Annotated in this window: 21 protein-coding genes; 10 read left to right on the forward strand and 11 right to left on the reverse strand. The window is 61.9% G+C overall.

Annotated elements, in window-relative coordinates; all coding sequences use genetic code 11:
- The first annotated feature begins 34 nt into the window (after positions 1–34).
- Entirely contained in the window at positions 35–850 is an 816-nt protein-coding gene (locus tag ACTJKS_RS20945; protein WP_108182299.1) for a gamma-carboxygeranoyl-CoA hydratase, read from the forward strand.
- Positions 850–2,799, forward strand: a complete 1,950-nt coding sequence (locus ACTJKS_RS20950) for an acetyl/propionyl/methylcrotonyl-CoA carboxylase subunit alpha (RefSeq protein WP_108182298.1) — start codon at positions 850–852, stop codon at positions 2,797–2,799. Before ACTJKS_RS20945 ends, ACTJKS_RS20950 begins: the two co-directional genes overlap by 1 nt.
- A 39-nt stretch (positions 2,800–2,838) precedes the next feature.
- Here ACTJKS_RS20950 and ACTJKS_RS20955 read toward each other — a convergent pair whose 3' ends face one another.
- The gene (locus ACTJKS_RS20955; RefSeq protein ID WP_086794635.1) at positions 2,839–3,498 is read right to left on the reverse strand and encodes a LexA family protein; all 660 of its coding nucleotides are present in this window, start codon (positions 3,496–3,498) and stop codon (positions 2,839–2,841) included.
- A gap of 131 nt (positions 3,499–3,629) precedes the next feature.
- Between ACTJKS_RS20955 and ACTJKS_RS20960 the strand changes: the two genes are divergently transcribed.
- The 3 genes from ACTJKS_RS20960 (at position 3,630) to ACTJKS_RS20970 (ending at position 6,951) form a co-directional block, all read left to right on the forward strand.
- The gene (locus ACTJKS_RS20960; protein WP_003223691.1) at positions 3,630–3,968 is read left to right on the forward strand and encodes a DUF6124 family protein; all 339 of its coding nucleotides are present in this window, start codon (positions 3,630–3,632) and stop codon (positions 3,966–3,968) included.
- A 482-nt stretch (positions 3,969–4,450) separates the two neighbouring features.
- The gene (locus tag ACTJKS_RS20965) at positions 4,451–5,602 is read left to right on the forward strand and encodes a M14 family metallopeptidase (RefSeq protein ID WP_262949240.1); all 1,152 of its coding nucleotides are present in this window, start codon (positions 4,451–4,453) and stop codon (positions 5,600–5,602) included.
- A 149-nt stretch (positions 5,603–5,751) separates the two neighbouring features.
- Complete coding sequence (locus tag ACTJKS_RS20970; protein WP_262949241.1) at positions 5,752–6,951, forward strand: MFS transporter; 1,200 nt, start codon at positions 5,752–5,754, stop codon at positions 6,949–6,951.
- Here ACTJKS_RS20970 and ACTJKS_RS20975 read toward each other — a convergent pair.
- Positions 6,948–7,493: a cytochrome b gene (locus ACTJKS_RS20975; protein ID WP_198759128.1), complete on the reverse strand. Its 546-nt coding sequence runs from the start codon at positions 7,491–7,493 to the stop codon at positions 6,948–6,950. The genes ACTJKS_RS20970 and ACTJKS_RS20975 overlap by 4 nt on opposite strands.
- Complete coding sequence (locus ACTJKS_RS20980) at positions 7,490–8,584, reverse strand: catalase family peroxidase (RefSeq protein WP_262949242.1); 1,095 nt, start codon at positions 8,582–8,584, stop codon at positions 7,490–7,492. The genes ACTJKS_RS20975 and ACTJKS_RS20980 overlap by 4 nt, the downstream gene beginning before the upstream one ends.
- A 158-nt stretch (positions 8,585–8,742) precedes the next feature.
- Between ACTJKS_RS20980 and ACTJKS_RS20985 the strand changes: the two genes are divergently transcribed.
- Together ACTJKS_RS20985 and ACTJKS_RS20990 are read left to right on the forward strand one after the other, a co-directional pair.
- Positions 8,743–9,249, forward strand: a complete 507-nt coding sequence (locus ACTJKS_RS20985; protein ID WP_262949244.1) for an RNA polymerase sigma factor — start codon at positions 8,743–8,745, stop codon at positions 9,247–9,249.
- Complete coding sequence (locus ACTJKS_RS20990) at positions 9,246–10,001, forward strand: anti-sigma factor family protein (protein WP_262949245.1); 756 nt, start codon at positions 9,246–9,248, stop codon at positions 9,999–10,001. Before ACTJKS_RS20985 ends, ACTJKS_RS20990 begins: the two co-directional genes overlap by 4 nt.
- Before the next feature lie 102 nt (positions 10,002–10,103).
- Here the strand turns inward: ACTJKS_RS20990 and ACTJKS_RS20995 are convergent, their stop codons facing one another.
- The 7 genes from ACTJKS_RS20995 to ACTJKS_RS21025 form a co-directional block, all read right to left on the reverse strand.
- Positions 10,104–11,075 (reverse strand): Csu type fimbrial protein, encoded by a 972-nt coding sequence (locus tag ACTJKS_RS20995; protein ID WP_108182290.1) that lies wholly within the window; start codon positions 11,073–11,075, stop codon positions 10,104–10,106.
- A complete protein-coding gene (locus ACTJKS_RS21000) occupies positions 11,072–13,429 on the reverse strand; it encodes a fimbria/pilus outer membrane usher protein (protein ID WP_108184376.1) in 2,358 nt (785 codons plus the stop codon). The genes ACTJKS_RS20995 and ACTJKS_RS21000 overlap by 4 nt, the downstream gene beginning before the upstream one ends.
- A 244-nt stretch (positions 13,430–13,673) precedes the next feature.
- On the reverse strand, positions 13,674–14,462 hold the full coding sequence (locus ACTJKS_RS21005; protein ID WP_041068752.1) for a fimbrial biogenesis chaperone: 789 nt from the start codon (positions 14,460–14,462) through the stop codon (positions 13,674–13,676).
- A gap of 34 nt (positions 14,463–14,496) precedes the next feature.
- Positions 14,497–14,997, reverse strand: a complete 501-nt coding sequence (locus ACTJKS_RS21010; protein ID WP_262949246.1) for a Csu type fimbrial protein — start codon at positions 14,995–14,997, stop codon at positions 14,497–14,499.
- Positions 14,998–15,001: 4 nt separating this feature from the next.
- Entirely contained in the window at positions 15,002–15,538 is a 537-nt protein-coding gene (locus ACTJKS_RS21015) for a Csu type fimbrial protein (protein ID WP_098968110.1), read from the reverse strand.
- Positions 15,539–15,557: 19 nt separating this feature from the next.
- Positions 15,558–16,091 carry a Csu type fimbrial protein gene (locus ACTJKS_RS21020; RefSeq protein ID WP_041068745.1) on the reverse strand — a complete coding sequence of 178 codons (534 nt, stop codon included), beginning with the start codon at positions 16,089–16,091 and terminating at the stop codon, positions 15,558–15,560.
- A gap of 105 nt (positions 16,092–16,196) precedes the next feature.
- A complete protein-coding gene (locus ACTJKS_RS21025) occupies positions 16,197–16,718 on the reverse strand; it encodes a Csu type fimbrial protein (protein WP_108182288.1) in 522 nt (173 codons plus the stop codon).
- Positions 16,719–17,003: 285 nt separating this feature from the next.
- Between ACTJKS_RS21025 and zapE the strand changes: the two genes are divergently transcribed.
- Both zapE and ACTJKS_RS21035 read left to right on the forward strand, forming a co-directional pair.
- Positions 17,004–18,125 (forward strand): cell division protein ZapE, encoded by a 1,122-nt coding sequence (zapE, locus tag ACTJKS_RS21030; protein WP_108182287.1) that lies wholly within the window; start codon positions 17,004–17,006, stop codon positions 18,123–18,125.
- A 122-nt stretch (positions 18,126–18,247) separates the two neighbouring features.
- Complete coding sequence (locus ACTJKS_RS21035) at positions 18,248–19,561, forward strand: protein kinase (RefSeq protein WP_262949249.1); 1,314 nt, start codon at positions 18,248–18,250, stop codon at positions 19,559–19,561.
- A gap of 82 nt (positions 19,562–19,643) precedes the next feature.
- Here ACTJKS_RS21035 and ACTJKS_RS21040 read toward each other — a convergent pair whose 3' ends face one another.
- Positions 19,644–20,348 (reverse strand): YebC/PmpR family DNA-binding transcriptional regulator, encoded by a 705-nt coding sequence (locus ACTJKS_RS21040; RefSeq protein WP_027614601.1) that lies wholly within the window; start codon positions 20,346–20,348, stop codon positions 19,644–19,646.
- A 221-nt stretch (positions 20,349–20,569) separates the two neighbouring features.
- Here ACTJKS_RS21040 and ACTJKS_RS21045 point away from each other — a divergent pair, with 221 nt between their 5' ends.
- Positions 20,570–21,955 carry a type VI secretion system Vgr family protein gene (locus tag ACTJKS_RS21045; RefSeq protein ID WP_262949250.1) on the forward strand — a complete coding sequence of 462 codons (1,386 nt, stop codon included), beginning with the start codon at positions 20,570–20,572 and terminating at the stop codon, positions 21,953–21,955.
- The last annotated feature ends 217 nt before the right edge of the window (positions 21,956–22,172 follow it).

The following is a 22,172-nucleotide window of genomic DNA, read 5'->3' on the forward strand; positions in this document are numbered from 1 at the left end:
CTCGCTCCCACAAGAACCGTGGAGACGGAAGAATATGAGCGACTTCAACACCCTCGAATTGCAGAGCGATCCACGGGGTTTCGCGACCCTGTGGCTGAGCCGCGAAGAAAAGAATAACGCGTTCAACGCCGAAATGATCCGCGAACTGATTCTGGCGCTGGACAAGGTGGCCAGCGATGCCAGCCTGCGTTTCCTGCTGGTGCGCGGACGCGGCAAACACTTCAGCGCCGGCGCCGATCTGGCGTGGATGCAGCAATCGGCCGAGCTCGATTACCACACCAACCTCGACGACGCCCGGGAACTGGCGGAGCTGATGTACAACCTCGCCAAGCTGAAAGTCCCGACCGTGGCCGTGGTGCAAGGGGCGGCGTTCGGCGGCGCGCTGGGTCTGATCAGTTGCTGCGACATGGCGATTGGCAGCGATGACGCGCAGTTCTGTCTGTCGGAAGTGCGCATCGGCCTGGCCCCGGCGGTGATCAGTCCGTTCGTGGTGCAGGCCATCGGCGAACGGGCTGCGCGTCGCTACGCCCTGACGGCTGAACGTTTCGGCGGGCAGCGTGCGCGGGAAATCGGTTTGTTGTCCGAGAGCTACCCGGTCGCCGAGCTTGATCAAGCCGTCGAACAATGGATCGACAATCTGCTGCTCAACAGTCCCGCCGCAATGCGCGCCAGCAAGGATCTGCTGCGCGAAGTCGGCAACGGCGCACTGACCCCGGCGCTGCGCCGCTACACCGAAAACGCCATCGCCCGGATCCGCGTCAGCCCTGAAGGCCAGGAAGGCTTGCGCGCCTTTCTGCAAAAACGCCCGCCAAGCTGGCAAGCTGCAACCACCCCCAAGGAGCCGCGTTGATGAGCGCACCTGTTCTCACCACCCTGCTGGTGGCCAACCGTGGCGAAATCGCTTGCCGGGTCATGCGTACCGCCAAGGCGCTGGGCCTGACCACCGTCGCCGTGCACAGCGCCATCGACCGCGAAGCGCGGCACAGCCGGGAAGCGGATGTCCGCGTTGATCTCGGTGGCAGCAAAGCCGCTGACAGCTATTTGCAAATCGACAAACTGATCGCGGCGGCCAAGGCCAGCGGCGCGCAGGCGATTCATCCGGGTTATGGCTTTCTGTCGGAGAATGCCGGCTTCGCCCGCGCCATTGAACAAGCCGGGCTGATTTTCCTCGGTCCACCCGCCTCAGCCATCGACGCGATGGGCAGCAAATCGGCGGCCAAGGCGTTGATGGAAACCGCCGGCGTGCCGCTGGTGCCGGGCTATCACGGCGAGGCGCAGGATATCGATACCTTCCGCGATGCCTGCGCACGTATTGGCTATCCGGTGCTGCTCAAGGCCACGGCCGGTGGCGGTGGCAAAGGCATGAAAGTGGTCGAGGACGTCAGCCAATTGGCCGAAGCCCTGGCCTCGGCGCAGCGTGAGGCGCAGTCGTCGTTCGGCGATTCGCGAATGCTGGTGGAGAAATACCTGCTCAAACCGCGCCACGTGGAAATTCAGGTGTTCGCCGATCAGCATGGCAACTGCCTGTACCTCAACGAGCGTGATTGTTCGATTCAGCGCCGGCACCAGAAAGTCGTCGAAGAAGCCCCGGCCCCGGGCCTGACCCCGGAGCTGCGCCGCGCCATGGGCGAAGCGGCGGTGCGTTCGGCGCAGGCGATTGGTTACGTCGGCGCGGGGACCGTGGAGTTCCTGCTGGATGCGCGTGGCGAATTTTTCTTCATGGAGATGAACACGCGCCTGCAAGTCGAGCACCCGGTCACCGAAGCGATCACCGGACTCGATCTGGTGGCGTGGCAGATTCGTGTGGCGCGCGGCGAAGCGTTACCGATCACCCAGGATCAAGTGCCGCTCAATGGCCATGCGATTGAAGTGCGCCTGTATGCCGAAGACCCGTCGAATGATTTCCTGCCCGCCACCGGGCGTCTGGATTTGTATCGTGAATCGGCTGCGGGACCAGGGCGTCGGGTCGATAGCGGTGTCGAGCAAGGCGATGAAATTTCGCCGTTCTACGACCCGATGCTCGGCAAGCTGATCGCCTGGGGCGAAGATCGCGAGCAGGCGCGGCTGCGGCTGTTGAGCATGCTCGATGAGTTCGCGATCGGCGGTTTGAAGACCAACATCAACTTCCTGCGGCGGATCATCGCGCATCCGGCATTTGCCGATGCGGAGTTGGATACCGGGTTTATTCCGCGTTATCAGGAAACGCTGCTGCCTGCTCCGAGGGAGTTGAGCGATGAGTTCTGGCAAACCGCAGCACAGGCTTTCGCACAGGGTTTGCCGAGCGCTGTTCGGGAAGATGATCCGGGATCGCCGTGGGCCTTGAACCGTGGTTTGCGCGCGGGCCTGCCGGCGGAAATCACTCTGCACTTGAGCTGCGAGGGCCAAGACCGGGCGTTGACGCTGGGCATCACCAGCCACGCCCGACTTTGCGGTGAAACGCTGGTGGTCGAGCGCGACGGCGTGCGCCGCACCTTGCGCGCCATTCGCCAGGGCGATTCGCTGCACCTGCAATGGGACGGCGAGTTACGGCGTATTCAGACCTACGACCCGATCAGCGCCGTCGACGCCAGCCACAGCCATCAGGGCGGTCTGACTGCGCCCATGAACGGCAGCATCGTGCGGGTGTTGGTAGAGACCGGGCAATCGGTCGAGGCCGGCGCGCAACTGGTGGTGCTGGAGGCGATGAAGATGGAGCACAGCATTCGCGCGCCCCATGCGGGAGTGATCAAAGCGCTGTATTGCCAGGAAGGCGAAATGGTCAGCGAAGGCAGCGCTTTGGTTGAACTGGAAGCCTTGTAGCCAGAGGATCGATCCTGCGCCGAACGAGGATCGATCTGGCTAGAAACGCGCTGTGGCCTGAACCACTACGCCAATGATTCGACACTCATCGGTGAACAAGGCTTTGGGCCAGGTCGGATTGAGCGGTACCAGATAACGCTGGCCGCCCTCTTCGTCCAGCTTGCGAAAGATCGCTTCATCGCAGCCTTGCCACTGGGCGATCACCAGTTTGCCTGGCAGCGCTTCCACCTCAGGGTCAACCAGAATCAGCATGCCCTCGGCAATGCTCTGGCCGGTCGGTGCGGTCATGGAATCCCCCGCCACCGTCAGCCAGAACGCCGCACCACGGGCGTGATAATCCGTCAGTTCGAAGCGCTGCTTGTCCTGCGTCGGAGCATAGGTTGTGGCTGCACTCTCGCGGATTTCGCACGAGGTGGACCAGTCACTGACCGGGTAGCGGAAGTACGGGTTGTACTTCTGTGCCAATGGCATTTCGTCATCCGCCGCTTCCTGCGGTTCACGGATCACCAGCACGACTTCGAGGAAGTCCATGCCCAGCGCCTGCAACACGCGGTTCATTTGGGTGATGCCCGGTTCGCGGCGTTTGTTCAGCCAATGGCCGATGCCGCCCTGGGACATGCCGACGCGCTCTCCGAGCTCTGTTTGAGTGATTTTGAGTTCACTCATCTTGGCCTTGACCAACTCAATCCATTTATCCATGTGCGGCACCTTACTTGCCCCGCCTTCGGCCGGCAAAACACATATTGTAGTATTTAAATTCTGGTCACAACTACGCATCGTACTATCCTGAAAGCACGGACTTCCAATCGAACAAGGAGTGACCCTTCACCATGAATATCAGCAGCAAAGACTTGCCCGATCTGCAAATGGACACCACGTTTACCTCCCCTCAAGGCAACGCGGCAGCGCAGCGAGCGCTGGATTATTACTTGAAACCAGCTGTGTCAGAACCCGAGGTCGATGAGCGTTTTTTTGACGTGAAACGCCATCTCAGCGGCGAGGAGGCGCTGGTGCATGCGTCGGATCTGCTGCGTTGCGCAGCGGCCACCGCCTTCAAGGCAGCCGAAAACCTGCAGGGCGCAAGCCGTGACCTGGCCTTTTCGGTGGTGCATATGGTGGATATGGCGCGAGCGATGGTCGACCATTCGATTGATGGCGAGCAGCTCTGACGAACACGGGAAATGAACGGACAGGAAAGAATTTTCCAATCGCGCAGATAAAAACGTTTGACTTGCAAATGATAATGATTATTATTGCAAGCAACTGGTCGCGAGATCAGTCGATGGACCAGAGACCTTAGGTCGGTCTTCTGGACTATCTCCTCATCAGGCTAATCACGGTTTTTGACCCGGCTTTTTGCCGGGTCTTTTTTTGCCCGTTTTTCGGGCTTATGGCTTCAGGCTAATGAAGTCTGTGGGTGCTGCAAATTCGATGGCGCGGATAATATCAAAAGAATATCGCTTGGCAAGCCTGGCCCGGCCAGATTGGGGCAAACCAATGACAATTGGCACTTGAGAATCAATCGCACAGTCTCTAAGCTGCTTGCGCGTCACGGAAGACGCCCCCCTACCGCAAGCCGCAATTTCCCTCGGTTTCACCTCAGCCTTGCGTGTAAAGTAGCCGCCATAAAAATCATATTCAGGAATCGATTATGACCGTGGCCAAATCTTCGTTCGACATCAGCGCCAACTTCGACAGCGGCAACATCCAAGTCATCGACATCTCCAATCCGCTCAACCCGGTTCTGGCCATCCGCCCGGATACCCGCAGCGCGCATTTTCAATGGTTCCACTTCAAAGCCAGCGGCCTGCATGTTCATCAAGAGCACTGGTTTCGCCTGGTCAACGCCAGCCAGTCCTCCTACAACAAGGCCTGGACCGGCTATCAGGCTGTCGCTTCCTACGACCACGTCAACTGGTTCCGCATTCCCACCAGTTTCGAAGGTGACAGCCTGCGCTTTTGCCTTGAAGCCGAACAAACCCACGCCTGGTTCGCCTACTTCGAACCCTACAGCCGCGGTCGTCATGACTGGTTGATCGAGCAGGCGCTGACCAAGGCCGGCACCGAACTGCTGGCCACCGGCAAGAGCGTCGAAGGGCGTGACATTCAGTTACTGCGCAAGGGCAGCGGTGCCGAGAGCCAGCGCAAAATCTGGATCATCGCGCAACAGCACCCGGGCGAGCACATGGCCGAATGGTTCATGGAAGGCGTGATCGAGCGCCTGGAACGCCACGACGATCCGGTGCTGAACAGACTGCTGGCCAGCGCCGATTTGTATCTGGTGCCGAACATGAACCCGGACGGCGCCTTCCACGGTCACCTGCGCACCAACGCCATGGGCCAGGACTTGAACCGCGCCTGGCAGAGCGCCAGTCAGGACGTCAGCCCCGAGGTACTTTTCGTACAACAACAGATGGAAAAGTATGGCGTCGATCTGTTCCTGGACGTACACGGTGACGAGGAAATCCCCCACGTGTTCACCGCCGGTTGTGAAGGCAATCCGGGTTACACGCCGCGCATCGAGAAGCTCGAAGAGCATTTCCGCACGCACCTCAAGCACACCACCAAGGACTTCCAGACCCAGTTCGGCTACACCCGCGACGAACCGGGCCAGGCCAACATGACGCTGGCCTGCAACGCGGTCGGTCAAAAATACGACTGCCTGTCGCTGACCCTGGAAATGCCGTTCAAGGATCACGACGATCATCCGAACAAAGAAACGGGCTGGTCGGGCAAACGCTCGAAACAGTTGGGCAAAGACGTGCTGACCACCATCGCCGACATGGTCGACACCCTGCGCTGATTCCTCCCCCGCTCCACCCGAAGATCGCAGCATTGTCTGCGATCTTTTTTTTGCGCGATCAAATGCCATGACCAACAAGGTTGCAAATTAAAACCAGAATGCTTACTTTTATTCTGGTTTTAATTTGAAACCCAAAAAGGAATCAGGGCATGCAACCTCAACCGCTCAAAAGCAGCGTGGTGCTGCTGTTCGCCATTGCCTGCGGTCTGGCCGTGGGCAACGTGTATTACGCGCAGCCGCTACTGGACGCCATGGCCGACGCATTCGCCATGTCACCGGCAAGCATCGGTATCGTCATGACCTTGACGCAGATCGGCTATGGCATCGGCCTGGTATTGCTGGTTCCTCTCGGCGATCTGCTCAACCGACGCCGACTGATCGTCACCCAGACCCTGCTCTCGGCAGTCGCCCTGCTGATGATTGCGCTGGCACCCAACAGTCTGTGGCTGCTGCTCGGCATGACGTTGACCGGTTTGCTCGCGGTGGTGACGCAGGTGCTGGTGGCCTACGCCGCGACATTGGCCATCCCGGCGCAACGCGGTCGAGTGGTCGGCGTGGTCACCAGCGGCATCGTCGTCGGTATTCTGCTCGCCCGTACCGTGGCCGGTGCCATGGCTGATCTGGCCGGCTGGCGGGCGATTTATCTGTTGTCGGCGGGGCTGACGCTGCTGATGGCCCTTCTACTGTTGCGCGTCCTGCCCAAGCGTGAGTCCGCGCAACCGTCCAGCGCTTACGGCGCGCTGATCGTCTCGGTGTTCCGCCTGTTCAAACAAGAGCCGGTGCTGCGACAACGGGCAATCCTCGCCCTGCTGACCTTCGCCAGCGCCATGGTCCTGTGGACGCCGATGGTACTGCCGCTGGCCGCCCCGCCGCTGTCGTTGTCCCACAGCGAAATCGGCCTGTTCGGACTGGCCGGCGCCGCCGGGGCACTGGCTGCAGCACGCGCCGGACATCTCGCCGATCGCGGTCTGGGCCAATGGGTCAGTGGTGTGTCGCTGCTGCTGATGCTCGCCTCGTGGCTGCCGATCGCCGTCACCCAGTCTTCGTTGTGGGCGCTGTTGCTGGGGGTGATCACTCTGGATCTGGGCCTGCAGGCCGTACACGTCACCAGCCAGAGCATGATCTACAGCGTGCGCCCCGAAGCGCAAAGCCGCCTCACTGCCGGCTACATGCTGTTCTACTCGATTGGCAGCGCCGTGGGTTCAATCCTTTCCACGGCAACATACGCGTGGGCCGGCTGGAGCGGCGTGTGCCTGCTCGGCGCCGCTATCAATGCGCTGGCGCTGGGTTACTGGTGGCTGACCCTGAAAAGTGGCGCGCCACAGCGGTGCGCCACACAGGCCGGTTAATCGCGCTCGCGACCGCGCAACATGCTGTCGAGCACCTCGTCGCGGCGCACCCAACCGTGGAACAGCGCCGCCGCCAGGTGTAACAGCACGGTCAGGAACAACAGGTACGCCAGATAACCGTGCGCCCTGCGCAACAGGGCAAACACCTGCGCATCGGCCGGCAGGATCGACGGCAATTGCAAGGTACTACTGAGCATCACCGGCTCCCCCGACGCACTGATCATCGCCCAACCGAGCACCGGTAGCACCAGCATCAAGGCGTACAACAACACATGCGACGCCTTGGCCGCCATCACTTGCCAACCCGGCAGATCCGCTGGCAGCGGTGGCTGTCGGGTGGAAAAACGTACCAACAGGCGCACGACCACCAGCAGCAGAATCGCAATCCCCAGCGGTTTATGCAGGTGAATCAACCATTCATGCCGCTGTGAAACCGAAGTGACCATGCCGGCGCCAATGAACAACATGGCGATGATCATCAGCGCCATCAGCCAGTGCAGGAGCCGCGCCAACAGCGCGAAATGAGTCGGTTGCGTGCTCATGGGCGAGCCTCCTGTCTGGCGGCGGGCAGTTGGCTGACTTCACTGGTACGTCGCAGGTAGGAATCGGCGTAACCGGCGGAACGCGCAGCGAGCAACGGGTCGTCGGAGCCTTCGATACCGGCGGGCAGCACCAGCGGATCGTAATTGATGTCGCGGCATTCACCGCTGAGCTGCGGCTGGGTCTTCTCCAGTACCAGCGTGCCGGCGTTGATCACCTTGCGGCCGTCGGGCCAGGTTTTGCTTGCATCGTTCACCGGGTCACCGGGGTTGGCCAAGGTGATGTTCAACTGCCAGCGCAACGGCCCTTCGGCCAGTCGCTGCACCAAATCCTTTTCCAGAAAATCCGCGCCCTCCAGCGCTGTTGCTCCGGCGGCATCGCGCGCCAGTGGCGTGACGCTCCAGCGCACCGCCTGCTTCTGCCCACTGGCGCTGACCAGATAGAACGCATTCACGCTGTTGTAGGTTTCGGTGGCATAGCTGGCCGAGGGTTTGGCGGTCTTCACCCACGTCAGGAACGGCACGGCTTCCGGGTGCGCGGCGAAGAATGCCGGCACCTTCGACGGGTCCGGTTTGCCCGTGACCGGATCCGGCGACTGCGCCTGCTGCAATTGATAGAACGCTTCGGGCGTGCCGACCGGGAACACCGGCATGCTGTTCATCCCGGTGCGCCATTGCTGACCGTTGGCCTGACTGAAACGCAGCGCCAGACTGCGAATCGGTACGCTGCTGTCCGGGGCGTAGGGATTGCCCGCCGGCAATGCGAAGCGCCCGACCACCGGAGTCCGCGCCTCGTTGAACACCTGCGCGGTAGAAAACGCCCGCGCCTCGCCGCTGCTCTCGAAATGCCCGATCACGCATACGCCTTTGGCGTGGTTGCGACGGAAACCGGGATGCACGCCGTTGTTTTTCTCCAGCACATCGACCAGCGCCTTGGGCGTCAGACGTTGTGGGTCAAGGTTACCGTGCACGTAGGCAAACGCCCCGGCGACAGCGGCAACTACCACGGCAATCGCCGTCAGACGCAACACTGTGCTCGCGGCACTCAAGGGTGGGCGCGACGGCCTGCCCGGCGGTGAAGTGCGATCAACCATGAATAACTCCAGGGCCATCGGCCACAAGTAGGAAGAATCAGCAAGACGCACCCCAGCGGGATTTATTCCATGGCCCGGTATTTATTTTTCCGAACGTGGAATAACCTCGCACGGCAGACGTCTCCCCTAGTCCACAGCGTAGTGACTAGCAGAAATTCATGAGCGAATTCGACGAACAGTTGAGAGAAATCATTCCCAGATTGCGCCGCTTTGCCGTGTCGTTGACCCGCAACAGCAGCAGCGCCGACGATCTGGTGCAGGCCAGCCTCGAGCGGGCCCTGTCCGGCTGGAGCGCGAAACGCGCCGAGGGTGATGTGCGCGCATGGCTGTTCGCAATCCTCTATCGGCAGTTTCTCGACGCCCATCGGCGCTCCCGTCGTTATGCGCGGATGCTCGAATTATTCACCGGTCGCGATGACGCCGAGCCCTCGACCGAGCGCACGGTGATCGCCCAATCGACCCTGCAAGCCTTCGATCGCCTGCCTGCTGAACAGCGAGCCCTGCTGTTGATGGTTTCGGTGGAAGGCTTGAGCTACAAGGAAGTCGCGCAAATCCTTAACGTCCCCAGCGGCACGGTGATGTCGCGTCTGTCCCGCGCTCGTCAGGCCTTGCGCCAGCTCAGCGACGGCGAAATCAGCAGCCCTTCCTTGCGGATACTCAAATGATCAGCATGCCCCCCAGCGAACGCGACCTGCACGCGTACGTCGACCACCAACTCAGCGAGGCCGATCGGCGCGTCCTCGACGCCTGGCTGGCCAATCATCCGGACACCGCCGCACAGGTTCGCGCCTGGCAGCAGGATGCCCAACAATTGCGCGCTGCGCTGGGCGGTGCGTTGCAACAACCGACGAATCCGCAGTTGGATCCCGCGCAGATTCGCCAGCGTCTCAAGCGTCAATCACGGCGTCATCTGGCCAGCGCGGCAGTTTTGCTGATCGCGGTCGGCCTCGGTGGTTTCAGTGGCTGGCAGGCGCGGGAAATGACCCTCGCGCGCGCCTCTGTGCTGCCAATGACCGATGCCTTGCAGGCCTATCGACTGATTGCACAGCAGGGAATATTGCCGGCGGACTATAAAGTCGACAGTGACGGCGACATGCAGCATTGGCTCGACCGGTATTTCACTCAGGCCAGTCGTCTGCCGGATCTGAAATCCGCCGGCTTCGAACCGGTCAGCGGCCGTCTGCTCAGCACCGACGAAGGACCGGCGGCGATGGTGATGTATGAGGATCGCAGCGGTCACAAGGTCAGTTTCTACGTGCGGCCACCGGGGCCGAAAAACACCTTTCTGCCACGCGGCAGCCGCAGCGACGGCGATCTGCAGGCCGATTACTGGTCCGGCGGCGGGTACAATTATGCGATGGTCAGTCCGACAGACTCGCCGGCGGCGCAGCAGTTGAAGCAATCAATACAATTCTGAAAGCCCCCCTGTAGGAGCTGCGGCACGCTGCGATCTTTTGATNTTAACATCAAGGTCAAAAGATCGCAGCGTGCCGCAGCTCCTACAGGGGACTGTGTTGGGTCAGAAACCCACGTCCAGCACCACATTGTCCAGGTAAGTCCCCGCCGGCGGCGTGGTCTGGTCGGTGTAGATTTTCGCGTTGTAATTGAAGATCTGGCTCCCGGTGCCCAGACCATTTCCTGGATTGACCTCGGCGTCAGTGCTCGACCGGCGCGCACTGCCGACACTGCCCCAACGAGTAGTCCCGGCGCTTTTGAAGATGTCGTAGGCCAGATAATTGCTCCCGGAAATCATCCGCCGCCGACCGCCGACACTGACCGGGTTCTGCCCATCGCTCAAACCGACGGTGTAGGCGCTGCCCTTGGTGCAGGCCAGATTGATCGTCTGCCCGGTCACCGGCGTAAAGGCGCTGATCACCGGCGCGCTGCCAAAGGCAATGTTTGGCGCGGTAATCGTGCAGTCGTTGGACACGGTCAGGTTCACTGTCAACGTCGCCGTACCGCTGTTGATGTCGCGCCCCAGGCAAATACTGCCGGCACCGATCCCGGAGCAGTAATTCCAGTTCCAGAAAATACTCAGGGTTTCTGTGTAGACCCCGGCGGCAACGTTGCTGCCAATGGTCGTACTCAGGTACAGCGGCACGGTTTTCGGGGTGGTGCCGTTGAGCAGCCCCAAAGCGTCGATGATGCCATTGCGGGCGAAGTCGAAGGCGGTGCCACGGGTCACCGGGTAGCTGGTGCTGTTGTTGGCGTAGATCGTGTAGCCGATGACATCGCCGGTCGGCCCGAGCAAGCCGCTCTGGGTCGAGGTGATGGTGGCGTAAAAGTGATCATTGCTGGTCAGCAGGGTCAGCAGCGAACCCGTACAACTCAACCCGGCGTTGAGCGTGGAACTGGGCTGCGTCGTGGTGCGCACGGCAATCGAACTGATCGAACCGAACGCCGCCGCAGTGGTACTGACCACCGAACACAAGGCCTGTGCCGCCCCAGGCAGCAGCAGCGCCAGACACAGGCAAATCCGCGCCGCGCTCATTGACACACCAACGGGCCGATCAGCGGCACCTGGCTTTGTTGCATATCCACATTGAACTGCGACTTGCAGGTCTTGCCGTCCGCCAGCGTCACCAACAACGAGTTCTGTGCCTGCAGGTTTTCCAGGTAGACCAGGCCATCCCAGCCAACCACCGTGCGCGCCCCGCTTTGCTCGTGCAACACGCCCGCGCCCAACGGCAGTTCACGTTGCTGCGCGTCCACCAGCACGATACTCGCAGCGATCACCCGACTCAGTGGAAACTCCAGCAAATAACCGCTGCCCCGGCGCACGGCGATGCGCTGCTCGACGTTGGGGCTGCGCACGTTGGCCGGCAGGTTCAGCGGATCGATTTCATATTTGCCACGGTAATAGGCGCTGCTCCAAGGCACCAGCAGATGGCCGTTCTTGTCGGTTTGACCGACCTGCTGGTTTTCGTAGCGCACTGGAATGTCGGCAAAGCCATCGGTACTGACCACCACAAATGCATCGTCGATACGATTGGCCGCGAATACCTGGCGATCCATCCACACCAGCGAGCCACTGGCATCAGCCCAACGGGTTTCGGCGTCTGAAGTGCCGTAGACCCCGGCCTGCAATTGCACCGATTGCAGACGCCAGGTCAGGTCGGCCTGACGATAATCGGGGCCATCACCCTCGGCGTAGCCCAGATTGAAACCGACCCCGCCCTCGGTCGGCACCGAACGACTGTAATTGACCCGCTGCTGACTCTGCCCGGTCTTGCTGCGCTCGCTGCTGATCGCCAGACTGCCGCGCAGATCGAACGGAATCACCAGTTGCGCCTGCACCGCCCAGTGGCTGTCGCCGATCTCGCGGTTGGCCGAAAGGTAGAAACTGCTGTTGCGCCACAACGGCTTGCTCCAGCTCAGGTTGAGCAGGCGCGTGCGCGAATCGTCCGCCGCGCGCACGTCGAAATAGCCGGCACCGAGGCTACCCCAACGGTCGAGGTTGACACTCAGGGTCGCCTGCTCGCTGCGCCGGCTGAGGCTGATGTAAGGCGTGTCGATCACACTCAGGTCGGCGTATTGGTCGCGGCGTTGCAAGCGTTGCCAGGAAAAACTGTAGCGCTGGCTGCTGTACTGATAACCGAGGCTGAACTGGTTGCCCCCCTCGCCTTCGAAACGGCTCTGACTGATGGCGCTGTTGAGCACGCCGAAATTGCCCAGACGCAGGTTGCCGCCGATGCCGCCGAGGGTCAGCGAATCCGCCGCTTCGGCATGGCTTTCCAGAGTAAAGCTGTCACTGACGCCGTAGCGCAGGCTGCCGGAGGTGACTCCGGTGCCGTAGCTGAAGTCCTTCAAACCGTAATCGCGGCGCAACGTACCGGCAGCCACGGAAAAATCGCTCAGGCCTTTTTGCAGCAAACTGCTGGTGACATAGAACGGCACCGTCGTCGACACTTGCCGCCCCAGCGCATCGGTGGTCACCACCACCGCCTCCCCGGCGCCGTTGATGAACGGAATGTTGGTCAAGGTATACGGCCCCGGTTGCAGGTCGGTGCTGCTGGACTTGTAGCCATTGATAAACAGATCTACCGAGGACGGCACCGCCGCTTCCCCGGCGAACTGCGGCAAGGGATAGGTCACCAGATCCGGACGCACGGCAAAGTCCCGCGAGAACTGCACACCGCCCAGACGCACCGAGTTGCTCCAGGGCAAGGCGCCGCTGATCACGTCGCCGCCTTCGTAGGTGAGCATTCGCTCGTCATCCGAGTAACGCCAGGTGGTGTCGTAGCGCAGATAGCCGTTGTCCAGCGTACTGAGCGAATCGCCGGACAAGGTGCGCCGGTACTGCCCGGTGTTGGACAGGGTGCCCCAGCCGTCGAACAGCCGCAGCTCGTTCCAGGCCGCCAGATAGGTGCCGGCGTCGTCGGTGTCGTTGAGGTACAGGTCATAATTGAACAGCGCACCGAAGCTGCTCAGCGCAGGAGTGCGCGGATAGTTCTCGCGATTGCCGATGAACTGGTCCGGCAGCCACTGCGGCGGAACATCCAGCAGCAGGCGCTGACCGACACTGTCGTACTCGATGTGCAGTCCCGGCAGGCCATCAAGATCGACTTCGTCAGCACTACCGTCAGGCAGTTTCATCCCGGTTTCGCGTAATGCGCTCGCCGGCAGAAACAGATGCCCGTCACGCTGCTGTACCGCCACCACCCGCCCGGTGTTCATCTGATTGACCACCAACTCCAGAAACAACTGTGCATCACTGACGGCCTCCATGCCGCTGGGAGGCGGCGGCAATTCGCCGGCCCCGGTGGGTTGCACGACCATCAGGCACCACGCGCCAGTCATCAGCCACAACGGACGCTGAATACGACGAGCCCATCCTGAGCTCATACACGCTTTACGTCCGTCAATGGACTGAATCCTCCTGATGCCACTATTGCCAAAGCCAGTTATCTTTCTCTGGAATGTTGACGACACGATGTAATCATTGTGGCGAGGGAGCTTGCTCCTGCTCGGCGGCGCAGCCGTCGTCAGAACTGTTTGAGCGGACTACCTGACACGGCTTGGGGCTGCTTCGCAACCCAGCGGGAGCAAGCTCCCTCGCCACAAAAGTCCACTCGGCATGGCTCCTTTTTCAGCGCTCCGGCGCAATGCTCTGCACCTGCGCCCCGCCATTGACCCGCACCTGCAGCGCCGACTCGCTCGCCAAGGGGCCCGGTGCCGGCCAGCGCATCACCGCCCCCGGCAGCACGTAACCCAACAGGCCCTCGGCCAACGGCTTGCTTTGCCCGCCCTGTTTGATCGCCACGTCAGTCAGCCGCGCATGCACTGCGCCCTGATTGCGCACTTCGACATACGGCCGGCCGTCCACCGCCACCGTGCGCCAGCTCAATTGCGGCAGCCCCACGCCTTTGGGATCGCGCGGCCGCGTGCTGTCCTCCTTGCTCCACAGCCCCGCGCCGTAGGCAAACAACGGCACCGAATAACGCATCTGGAAGCGAATCGCCGCCGCCGTTTTGCCGCCCTCGGCAGCCGGTGGCTGAGCGCCAGGGATTTCGTCGATGATGATCCGGTAAGCCAGTTCCTGTCCCGGCGGCACATCCTTGGTTCGGGTCAGGCGCACCAGTTGTTTCTGGCCCGGTTCGATCTTCGCCACCGGCGGGCTGCCGATCACGTCACGCTGGTTCTGGTATTGCTCTTCAAAGCCGCTCTGGCTCCAGCCGAACACTCGGATCTGCAGGTTGGCGGTTTCCGTGCCGCGGTTCTCCAGCCACAACGCACTGGCCTGTTGATCGGCCTCCAGCACCGGATCGATCGGCCAGATCAGCACCGAACTGGCGGCCTGCGCATTGCCAGCCCCAAGCATCATCAGCGCCAGCATCACGCGCTGCGCAACCGAATGCCGTGAAGTCACTGCCCCCATGAACCTGCTCCTTGTCGGCCATTCAAACGTCGCCTCACCACGACAGTTGCACCTGCAACACGTCGCTGTACGTCCCCCCAGGCTGATTGCCCGGCAACTGCACCTGCCCGTAAATCGGCAGGCTGATGTTGTTCGCATCGCTGTAAGCCACCGCCACGCTCTGACTGATGCCCAGGCTCTGGCTGTAAGCCGCATCGCGAAACAGCGCGTACGCCACCCGCGCACTGCCGCTGTTGAGCTGCATATGCCGACCACTGCTGTTGTACTGGCCGCCATCGACGCTCATGTTCAGCGTCACGCCCGGTGTGCACTGCAACTGCACGCCACCGGTCAGCGCCACTTGCACCGTGCCGGTGCCCAGAGCCGAACTCGTACCGAAATTCAGCCCACCGTAATTCGAGACACCGCCCACCACCAGGCATCCCGGCGTGATGGTCGCGCTGACCTGAAAGCTCTGGCTGGTCGCCGCCCCCAGTGACAGCGGCACACTGCCCGCACAGAGCAGGAGTAGCGCGGCACAGCCTTGGCGGCGCATGGCATCAGAACGTCAGTTCGACAGCGACGGTGTCGGTGTACGTCCCCGCCGGCAACCCGGCCTTGCCCACCGCCTGACCGTAGATATTCACCGTCTGCGCCACGCCAGTGCTGGTCGCCAGGTTGATCGTGCCGTCGATCGGCAGCAGCTGCGAATGCCCGGCATCGGTGTAGAAGTCGTACGGCACATAGTTGGCGACACCGTCGTACAGCGCGCGAGCGCCACCCGGCGATTGCCCGTCGTGAGCACCCGCACGCACCTTGACCACCGGGGTCGTGCCGCTGGAGCAGAGAATCGACAGCGCCCCGCCGCCACCGCCCAGAACCTGCCCGCTCGCGGTGGTGAACAGGCTGTTGGCGGTGCCGAAGTTCAGCGCACCAAAGTTCAGCCCGGTGGAACCGCCGGCACCGTTGACCTGACAGCTGCTGATCAGGGTCAGGCTAGCGGTGATCTGGCCGGTGACCGTGGTGGCGGCGTTGGCACTGGAAACCAGCGTCAGGCCGAGCAACGACAAACCTATCCTTGATGCAAACTTGCGCATGGTGTCCGTCCTCTACGGGTTACCAGTCGAGCGTCACCGTCAGCGTGTCGGTATAGACACCTGCCGGTACCGCGCGGGTATTCGCCACCACCGTGCCAAAGACCGGAATCGGTATCTGCGCACCGCTGGTGACAGCGAAATTGTGTTGTTGGCCGATGCTGTAGCGTTGGCTGCCGGAGGCATCCAGGAACAGTTGATAAGGCAGGGTCTGGCGTCCGTTGCTCAGGCGGCGGGTGGTGCCGTCGCCATGAGTGCCGCCGTCGATGGTGACCGTGAAACCGGTGACCGAGGGATTGCAGGCCACATTCAGCTTGCCGCTGCTGTCGCCGTCGAGACTGGCCTTGATGGGCGAAGTCCAGGTCGGCCCCTGCTGACCGAAATCAAGGGTGCCCAGATTGCTCACCGGAATCGCCGGGGTGGCGCTGTTGGTGACTTCGCACCCGGCGATCAGGATCAGTCGCGCGTTGATCTGCCCGCTGATCGCCGCCTGTGCGTCGTCAGCGAGCAACAGCAGCGTACCCGTGGCGATGACCATCCAGTGCTTGCCTGTCATTGCGTCCGTCCCTACTCCTTCAGGATGCTTGCGTCTCCCGCGCTCAGTACTGAACGCCCCTTCCCTGCGCAGCCCGCCTCCAGCGGATTGCCTGAAATTCTGCACTTACCAGGTCACGGTGACCTTCACCAGGTCCGAATAGCGCCCGACCTGTGGCACCTGGGCCAGACGCTCGATCCGCGCATACAGCGGCAGCTCCACGGTGCCGGTGTCCGGCACCCGACCGCTGACCGGCACGTTCACCATCAACGGCACCCGGCGCGCCGCGTCCTGAAACAGGTGGTACGGAATCGGCTTGCTCCCGGCCGCCCCCGCCATGTAGCGAACCTCACCGACGCCGCCGTGCAGGCCACCGTCGACACGCAACTGATAAGGTGTGTCGGGGTTGCACTCCAGGCGTGGCAACCGCTGGTTGGTCAGCGCCGCACCCAAGGGCCCGGCCGGATCATCGAGGCGCGCGGTGCTGCCGAAATCCAGCACGCCCAGTTGTTCGATACCCGCCTCGCGCTGCTGGCCGATCAATTGGCAACCACGCATCACGTCAACGCGGACTTCAACCTGAAGATCCGCCGCATATACCGCGCTCCCAAGCACCCCGAGCAGGCCCACCACCACACGTGCAATCACGGTCCCATTCCTTGGCAGGGAACATTCGGATGACGTTACTGTGTTTCAGGTTAGCAACAGTCGACGAATCCGCCAGTCGATTGGATCCATGGATCTTCCGGGATATGTTTCGAAAGGTTGGCAATACAACGAATTACATCGCTGCAAATAGCTGTACGTTCCACACAATGTTGTTCAGTAATCGCCCATTGTCGACACGCCGCCATGGAGCCTGACGCCGCCTCTGGTTACACTACGGCGCCGCGCTCCCGGGCGCCGGCCTGATGACTACGGAGTGACTGCACTGTGCCCTCTCGAGCGCCCAAACGATCGCCACTGACCCAACGCTGGTCGGCGCTGCGCCGCTGGCTCGCCAAGGGCCGGCCAGCCAGTGCCGGGCATGACGCCACTGCCCGCACGATCTACGAATACTTCCGGCTCAAGGCTCACAGCCAGGGTTACACCCTCAGCCACAGCCAGCAGCGGGTGATCGATTACATGGCACAACAGGCCAGCCTGTTGTTCGGTGCCAGGCCGCAAATGCCGCCGAGTCTGTACCTGCATGGTGCAGTCGGACGCGGCAAGAGCTGGCTGCTCGAAGGCTTTTTTCAGGCCCTGCCCACCACGCAGAAACAGCGCGTGCATTTCCATGAATTCTTCGCCCGATTGCATCAGGGCATGTTCGAGCATCGCGAACAGAACGATGCCCTCGGCGTCACCCTCGATGAACTGTTACACGACTGCCGGGTGCTGTGTTTCGACGAATTTCATGTGCATGACATCGGCGATGCCATGCTCATTACCCGGCTGTTCAAGGCCCTGTTTCAGCGCGGCATTGTGTTGCTGGTGACCTCCAATTATCCGCCGGAGGGCTTGCTGCCTAACCCGCTCTATCACGCGCGTTTCAAACCGGTGATCGACTTGATCAACGCACGCATGCACGTGATGGAGGTCGGCGGCCCCCACGATTACCGCAGTCAGGCGAGCAATCATGCGCACCAGGTCTTCACTCAAGGCCATTATGTGTGGCCGGCCGCAGCGACCCAGCGCCAGGCGCTGAATCTGCCGCCCGAGGGTGCGCCAGCCATGGCTCTGCCGGTGGGCAGCCGCCACATTCAGGCGCGCCTGTGCGAGGGCCGCCGGGTGGCTTTCCGCTTCAACGATTTGTGCGAGCAACCGACGGCGGTGATGGATTACCTGGAACTGTGTCGGCGTTTCGACCAGTGGATCATCGACGACCTGCCGGAACTGGACGAACGCTCGATCGCCGCGCAACAGCGCTTCATCAATCTGATCGACGTGCTCTACGACCAGGACAAACACCTGACCCTGCTCAGCCGCTTGCCGCTGCGCGAGACCCTGAGCGGCAACGCCATCGATCTGGCCCGCACCCGCAGCCGTCTGGGGCAGTTGCAGGAAATCCACTGATCCACTCAAGTCCCTTGGGGGAGCGAGCCTGCAGGTCAGATCAATGCAAACCCGGACTTTGCCGTTATCATGTCGCCCATTCCGAGCGCCCGGCGCTTCTTCATTTGATAGTGAACCTGCACATGCACACCCTTGCTCAATTGCGCGCCGGCGAGTTGTCGGGCATTACCCGGCTGGACCTGTCCTGCGGCCTGACCGAGTTCCCCCGGGAAATTTTCGATCTGGCCGATACGTTGGAGGTGCTCAACCTCAGCGGCAATGCCTTGAGCAGCCTGCCGGACGACCTGCATCGGCTGACCCGCATGCGCATTCTGTTCTGCTCGGACAACCACTTTACCGAGGTGCCGGAGTGCGTCGGCCAGTGTGCAGCGCTGACGATGATCGGCTTCAAGGCCAACCGCATCCGCCACGTGCCGGGCGCTGCATTGCCGCCGCGGCTGCGCTGGTTGATCCTGACCGACAACTGCATCGACACCCTGCCCAGCGAACTGGGCGAGCGCCCGTACCTGCAAAAACTGCTGCTGGCCGGCAATCGCCTGCAAGCGCTGCCGGCGTCGATGAGCCAGTGCCACCGTCTGGAGCTGATCCGCATCGCGGCCAACCAGTTGCGTGAACTGCCGCAGTGGCTGCTGACCCTGCCGAGCCTGACCTGGCTGGCATATGCCGGCAATCCGCTGGAAACCGAAGCCGACGCCGCCGCGCTGGAGGCCACGCCGCTGATCGACTGGTCGACACTGCGTCTGCAACAGCGTTTGGGCGAAGGCGCTTCCGGGGTGATTTCCCGGGCACAGTGGCAACGTAGCGCAGACTCGTCGGTGCCGGTCGCGGTGAAGCTGTACAAAGGCGAGATGACCAGCGACGGTTCGCCGCTGCATGAGATGAACGCCTGCATCACCGCCGGCCTGCACCCGAACCTGATCCGCGTGGAAGGCCGTATTCACGGTCATCCTGACGGGCAACACGGGTTGGTGATGCAACTGATCGACCCGAGCTTTCGCAATCTCGCGGCATTGCCGAGCCTGGCGAGTTGCTCGCGGGATGTGTATGCCGAGGACTGCCGCTTCAGTGCCGAGGTGGCACTGAACATTGCCCAAGGGATCGCATCGGCGGCCGAACACTTGCATCAACAGGGCATCACCCACGGCGACCTCTACGGCCACAACATTCTGTTGAACGATCAGGGCGATTGCTTGCTGGGGGATTTTGGCGCGGCATCGTTCCATGCCACCACTGACAATCTGGAAACCCGGGCGCTGCAACGCATCGAAGTGCGGGCGTTCGGGGTTCTGCTGGGGGAATTGCTGGCGCGCATCGACTCAGGGCTGAGTGCCGAGCGGCGCGAAGTGCTGCAAGCGCTGGAACAGCGTTGCTGTCAGCCGGATGTGCTGGCGCGGCCGGGGTTTGGCGAAGTGATTCAGGTATTGCACACACAATGACAAAAAGATCGCAGCCTGCGGCAGCTCCTACAGGGTTATGTGTACACCTGTAGGAGCTGCCGCAGGCTGCGATCTTTTGATCTTAGCCCGCCAGACCGACAAACATGTCCTGCACGTCATCGTGGTTGTCGAGGCCTTCCAGGAACGCTTCAACTTCAGCCATCTGCTCGGCACTCAGGCCGCTGACCGGGTTCTTCGGCTGATAGCCGAGTTTCGCCGACAACACCGTGAAACCTTGCTCAGGCAGGGCTTTCTGGACGGCATCAAGGTCGGTCGGATCGGTCAGGAACAGGGTCGCGCCCTCTTCACCCGGCTCGAAGTCCTGGGCACCGGCCTCGATCGCGGCCATTTCCGGGTCGGCGTCCGGGGTGTCCGGCGAGGCTTCGATCATGCCGACGTGGTTGAAGTCCCAGGCCACCGAACCGGATGCACCCAGTTGGCCCTTGCGGAACGCCACGCGGATTTCCGCGACGGTGCGGTTGATGTTGTCGGTCACACACTCGACGATCAACGGAACCTGGTGCGGCGCGAAACCTTCATACGTCACACGGTGGTATTGCACGGTTTCGCCCAGCAAGCCAGCGCCTTTCTTGATGGCGCGGTCCAGGGTTTCCTTGGGCATCGAGGCTTTCTTGGCCTGTTCGACCACCAGACGCAGGTGTGCGTTGGTGGCGGTATCGGCACCGTTGCGGGCAGCGATGGTGATTTCTTTCACCAGTTTGCCGAAGATCTTGCCCTTGGCGTTGGCTGCCGCTTCTTTGTGTTTAACCTTCCACTGTGCGCCCATTACTCACTCTCTTGATCTGTGGCGCCGAGACATCTATTGGCCGACGCATGGCGCCAAGTTTATACGGCCTAAAGTCGGCAATCGACCAAAAAAATTCATTGTTGAATCGACATCTTCACCACGACTTGTAGGGCGATTCTGAAAAGCCCACCAGCCACGACCATTAATGCTCGCGTTTTCGTACCCTCTGCCGTCCGTATTGCCCGACAGAGCCCGTATGAATGCTCAATGACCAGCAAAGCCCGTTCACCCTGACCCTGACCGACGGCCCACTGTGCCTGCCGGTCCTGTGTTTCAGTGGCAAGGAAGCACTCAATCAGCCGTTTCGTTTCGAGATTGAAGTGATCGCCCTGGCCCCGGCCTTGGCGCCGGGCAGCCTGCTGCGACAACCGGCGTTCCTGCGCCTGGGCGACGCTCACGGCATTCACGGCCTGATCCACAGTGTCAGTTGTGAGCATCGCGCCAGCCACCGCATTGGCTACCGATTGACGCTGGTGCCGTACCTGCAACGTCTGGCGCAGTCGCCACAGCGTCGGGTCTTCGTGCAAGCGAGCGTGCCGGCGATCCTTGCGCAACTGCTCGAAGAGCATGAGCTGCCAGCCGACAGTTACCGGATCGAAATGAGCGTCGGCCCTTACCCACCACGGGAATTTTGCCTGCAATACGAGGAAAGCGACCTGGCCTTCCTTCACCGTCTGTGTGAGGAGGAAGGCATTCACTATCACTTCGAACATCGCCCGGACGGGCATGTGGTGGTATTTGCCGACGACAACCTGAGCCTGCCGCAGGAACCGCTGGCAGTGCCGTTTGCCGTGACCGACGACACGCCCTCACCACGTATCAGCACGCTGTTACAGCGCCATGACGCGACACCGGTCATGGCCGCGCCCGGCATTCGCAATCGGGGCCAGGCAGTCATCAGCGCCGACGCGGCCAACCACCCTGTGCCGGCGCTCACACCGCGGAACCTGTCGAGCGACCAGCGTCACACCGAACAACGCAGCCGACGTCATCTGCAGCGCCAGCGCTGCCAGTCGCGCACGATTCGCGGATCCGGCGATTGCAGCGCGTTGCGCAGCGGGCATCTGCTGCAGATCAGCGAACACCCGATCCATGCGTTCAACGAGCAATGGCTGATCACCGAACTGCACCATCAAGGCCGGCACCCTTCGATCCTTGATCCGACAACCGAGGTGCATGATTACCGAAACGACTTCAGCGCCCTGCCCTGGTCGAGCGACTTTCGCCCGCCCCTGGCGCAGCCGCGCCCGAACATCGGCGGCTATCACCTGGCACGAGTGCTGGGATCGCCTGGCCAGCCAGCGCCACTGGATGAGCGCGGGCGCATCGGCGTCAGCCTGTGGCCAACGCAAACACCTGAGCCTGCGTCCCTGTGGTTGCCGATCGCGCTGACCGGCGCCGGCCGGCTCGCCATCCACCAACTGCCCCGCGCCGGCAGTGAGGTGTGGGTGAGCTTCCTCGACAGCGACCCGGATCGACCGATCCTCTGCCTCGCCCATCCACCCCCGGCGCCACCGAACGAAACGCCACCACCGCGCGACGACAGCCTGTTGCTCGACTGGCTGCTCCACGGGGCCGATCCGTAAGCATCGCAGACATTGGAATTGAGTACAGCTGCCGGAAAGTGGTTGGCCGGGAGGTTGCTATCACGAGCAGGCTAACTCCTGCAGTTGGATTGGGTGTGGGCAGTGGGAGATTGGTCGGCTGTCAGGCCGTCTTCGCGAGCAAGCTCGCTCCCACAGTGGGAATGGGTGTTGGCAGCTGGAGACTGGTCGGCTGTCAGGCCGCCATCGCTGGCAAGCC

Origin of the sequence: Pseudomonas sp. 22189 (genome assembly GCF_052045635.1) — a bacterium.
Lineage (GTDB): Bacteria > Pseudomonadota > Gammaproteobacteria > Pseudomonadales > Pseudomonadaceae > Aquipseudomonas > Aquipseudomonas parakoreensis.

Bases quoted from the DNA above. Each gene is read 5' to 3' on its own strand.
- ACTJKS_RS21040 (WP_027614601.1), bottom strand. From the start codon at position 20,348: ATGGGCGCACAGTGGAAGGTTAAACACAAAGAAGCGGCAGCCAACGCC.
- ACTJKS_RS21045 (WP_262949250.1), top strand. From the start codon at position 20,570: ATGCTCAATGACCAGCAAAGCCCGTTCACCCTGACCCTGACCGACGGC.
- ACTJKS_RS21020 (WP_041068745.1), bottom strand. From the start codon at position 16,091: ATGACAGGCAAGCACTGGATGGTCATCGCCACGGGTACGCTGCTGTTG.
- ACTJKS_RS20985 (WP_262949244.1), top strand. From the start codon at position 8,743: ATGAGCGAATTCGACGAACAGTTGAGAGAAATCATTCCCAGATTGCGC.
- ACTJKS_RS20970 (WP_262949241.1), top strand. From the start codon at position 5,752: ATGCAACCTCAACCGCTCAAAAGCAGCGTGGTGCTGCTGTTCGCCATT.
- ACTJKS_RS20965 (WP_262949240.1), top strand. From the start codon at position 4,451: ATGACCGTGGCCAAATCTTCGTTCGACATCAGCGCCAACTTCGACAGC.
- ACTJKS_RS20960 (WP_003223691.1), top strand. From the start codon at position 3,630: ATGAATATCAGCAGCAAAGACTTGCCCGATCTGCAAATGGACACCACG.
- ACTJKS_RS20990 (WP_262949245.1), top strand. From the start codon at position 9,246: ATGATCAGCATGCCCCCCAGCGAACGCGACCTGCACGCGTACGTCGAC.
- ACTJKS_RS20975 (WP_198759128.1), bottom strand. From the start codon at position 7,493: ATGAGCACGCAACCGACTCATTTCGCGCTGTTGGCGCGGCTCCTGCAC.
- ACTJKS_RS20950 (WP_108182298.1), top strand. From the start codon at position 850: ATGAGCGCACCTGTTCTCACCACCCTGCTGGTGGCCAACCGTGGCGAA.
- ACTJKS_RS21005 (WP_041068752.1), bottom strand. From the start codon at position 14,462: ATGGGGGCAGTGACTTCACGGCATTCGGTTGCGCAGCGCGTGATGCTG.
- ACTJKS_RS21035 (WP_262949249.1), top strand. From the start codon at position 18,248: ATGCACACCCTTGCTCAATTGCGCGCCGGCGAGTTGTCGGGCATTACC.
- ACTJKS_RS20945 (WP_108182299.1), top strand. From the start codon at position 35: ATGAGCGACTTCAACACCCTCGAATTGCAGAGCGATCCACGGGGTTTC.
- ACTJKS_RS20980 (WP_262949242.1), bottom strand. From the start codon at position 8,584: ATGGTTGATCGCACTTCACCGCCGGGCAGGCCGTCGCGCCCACCCTTG.
- ACTJKS_RS21000 (WP_108184376.1), bottom strand. From the start codon at position 13,429: ATGAGCTCAGGATGGGCTCGTCGTATTCAGCGTCCGTTGTGGCTGATG.
- ACTJKS_RS21010 (WP_262949246.1), bottom strand. From the start codon at position 14,997: ATGCGCCGCCAAGGCTGTGCCGCGCTACTCCTGCTCTGTGCGGGCAGT.
- ACTJKS_RS20995 (WP_108182290.1), bottom strand. From the start codon at position 11,075: ATGAGCGCGGCGCGGATTTGCCTGTGTCTGGCGCTGCTGCTGCCTGGG.
- ACTJKS_RS21015 (WP_098968110.1), bottom strand. From the start codon at position 15,538: ATGCGCAAGTTTGCATCAAGGATAGGTTTGTCGTTGCTCGGCCTGACG.
- ACTJKS_RS20955 (WP_086794635.1), bottom strand. From the start codon at position 3,498: ATGGATAAATGGATTGAGTTGGTCAAGGCCAAGATGAGTGAACTCAAA.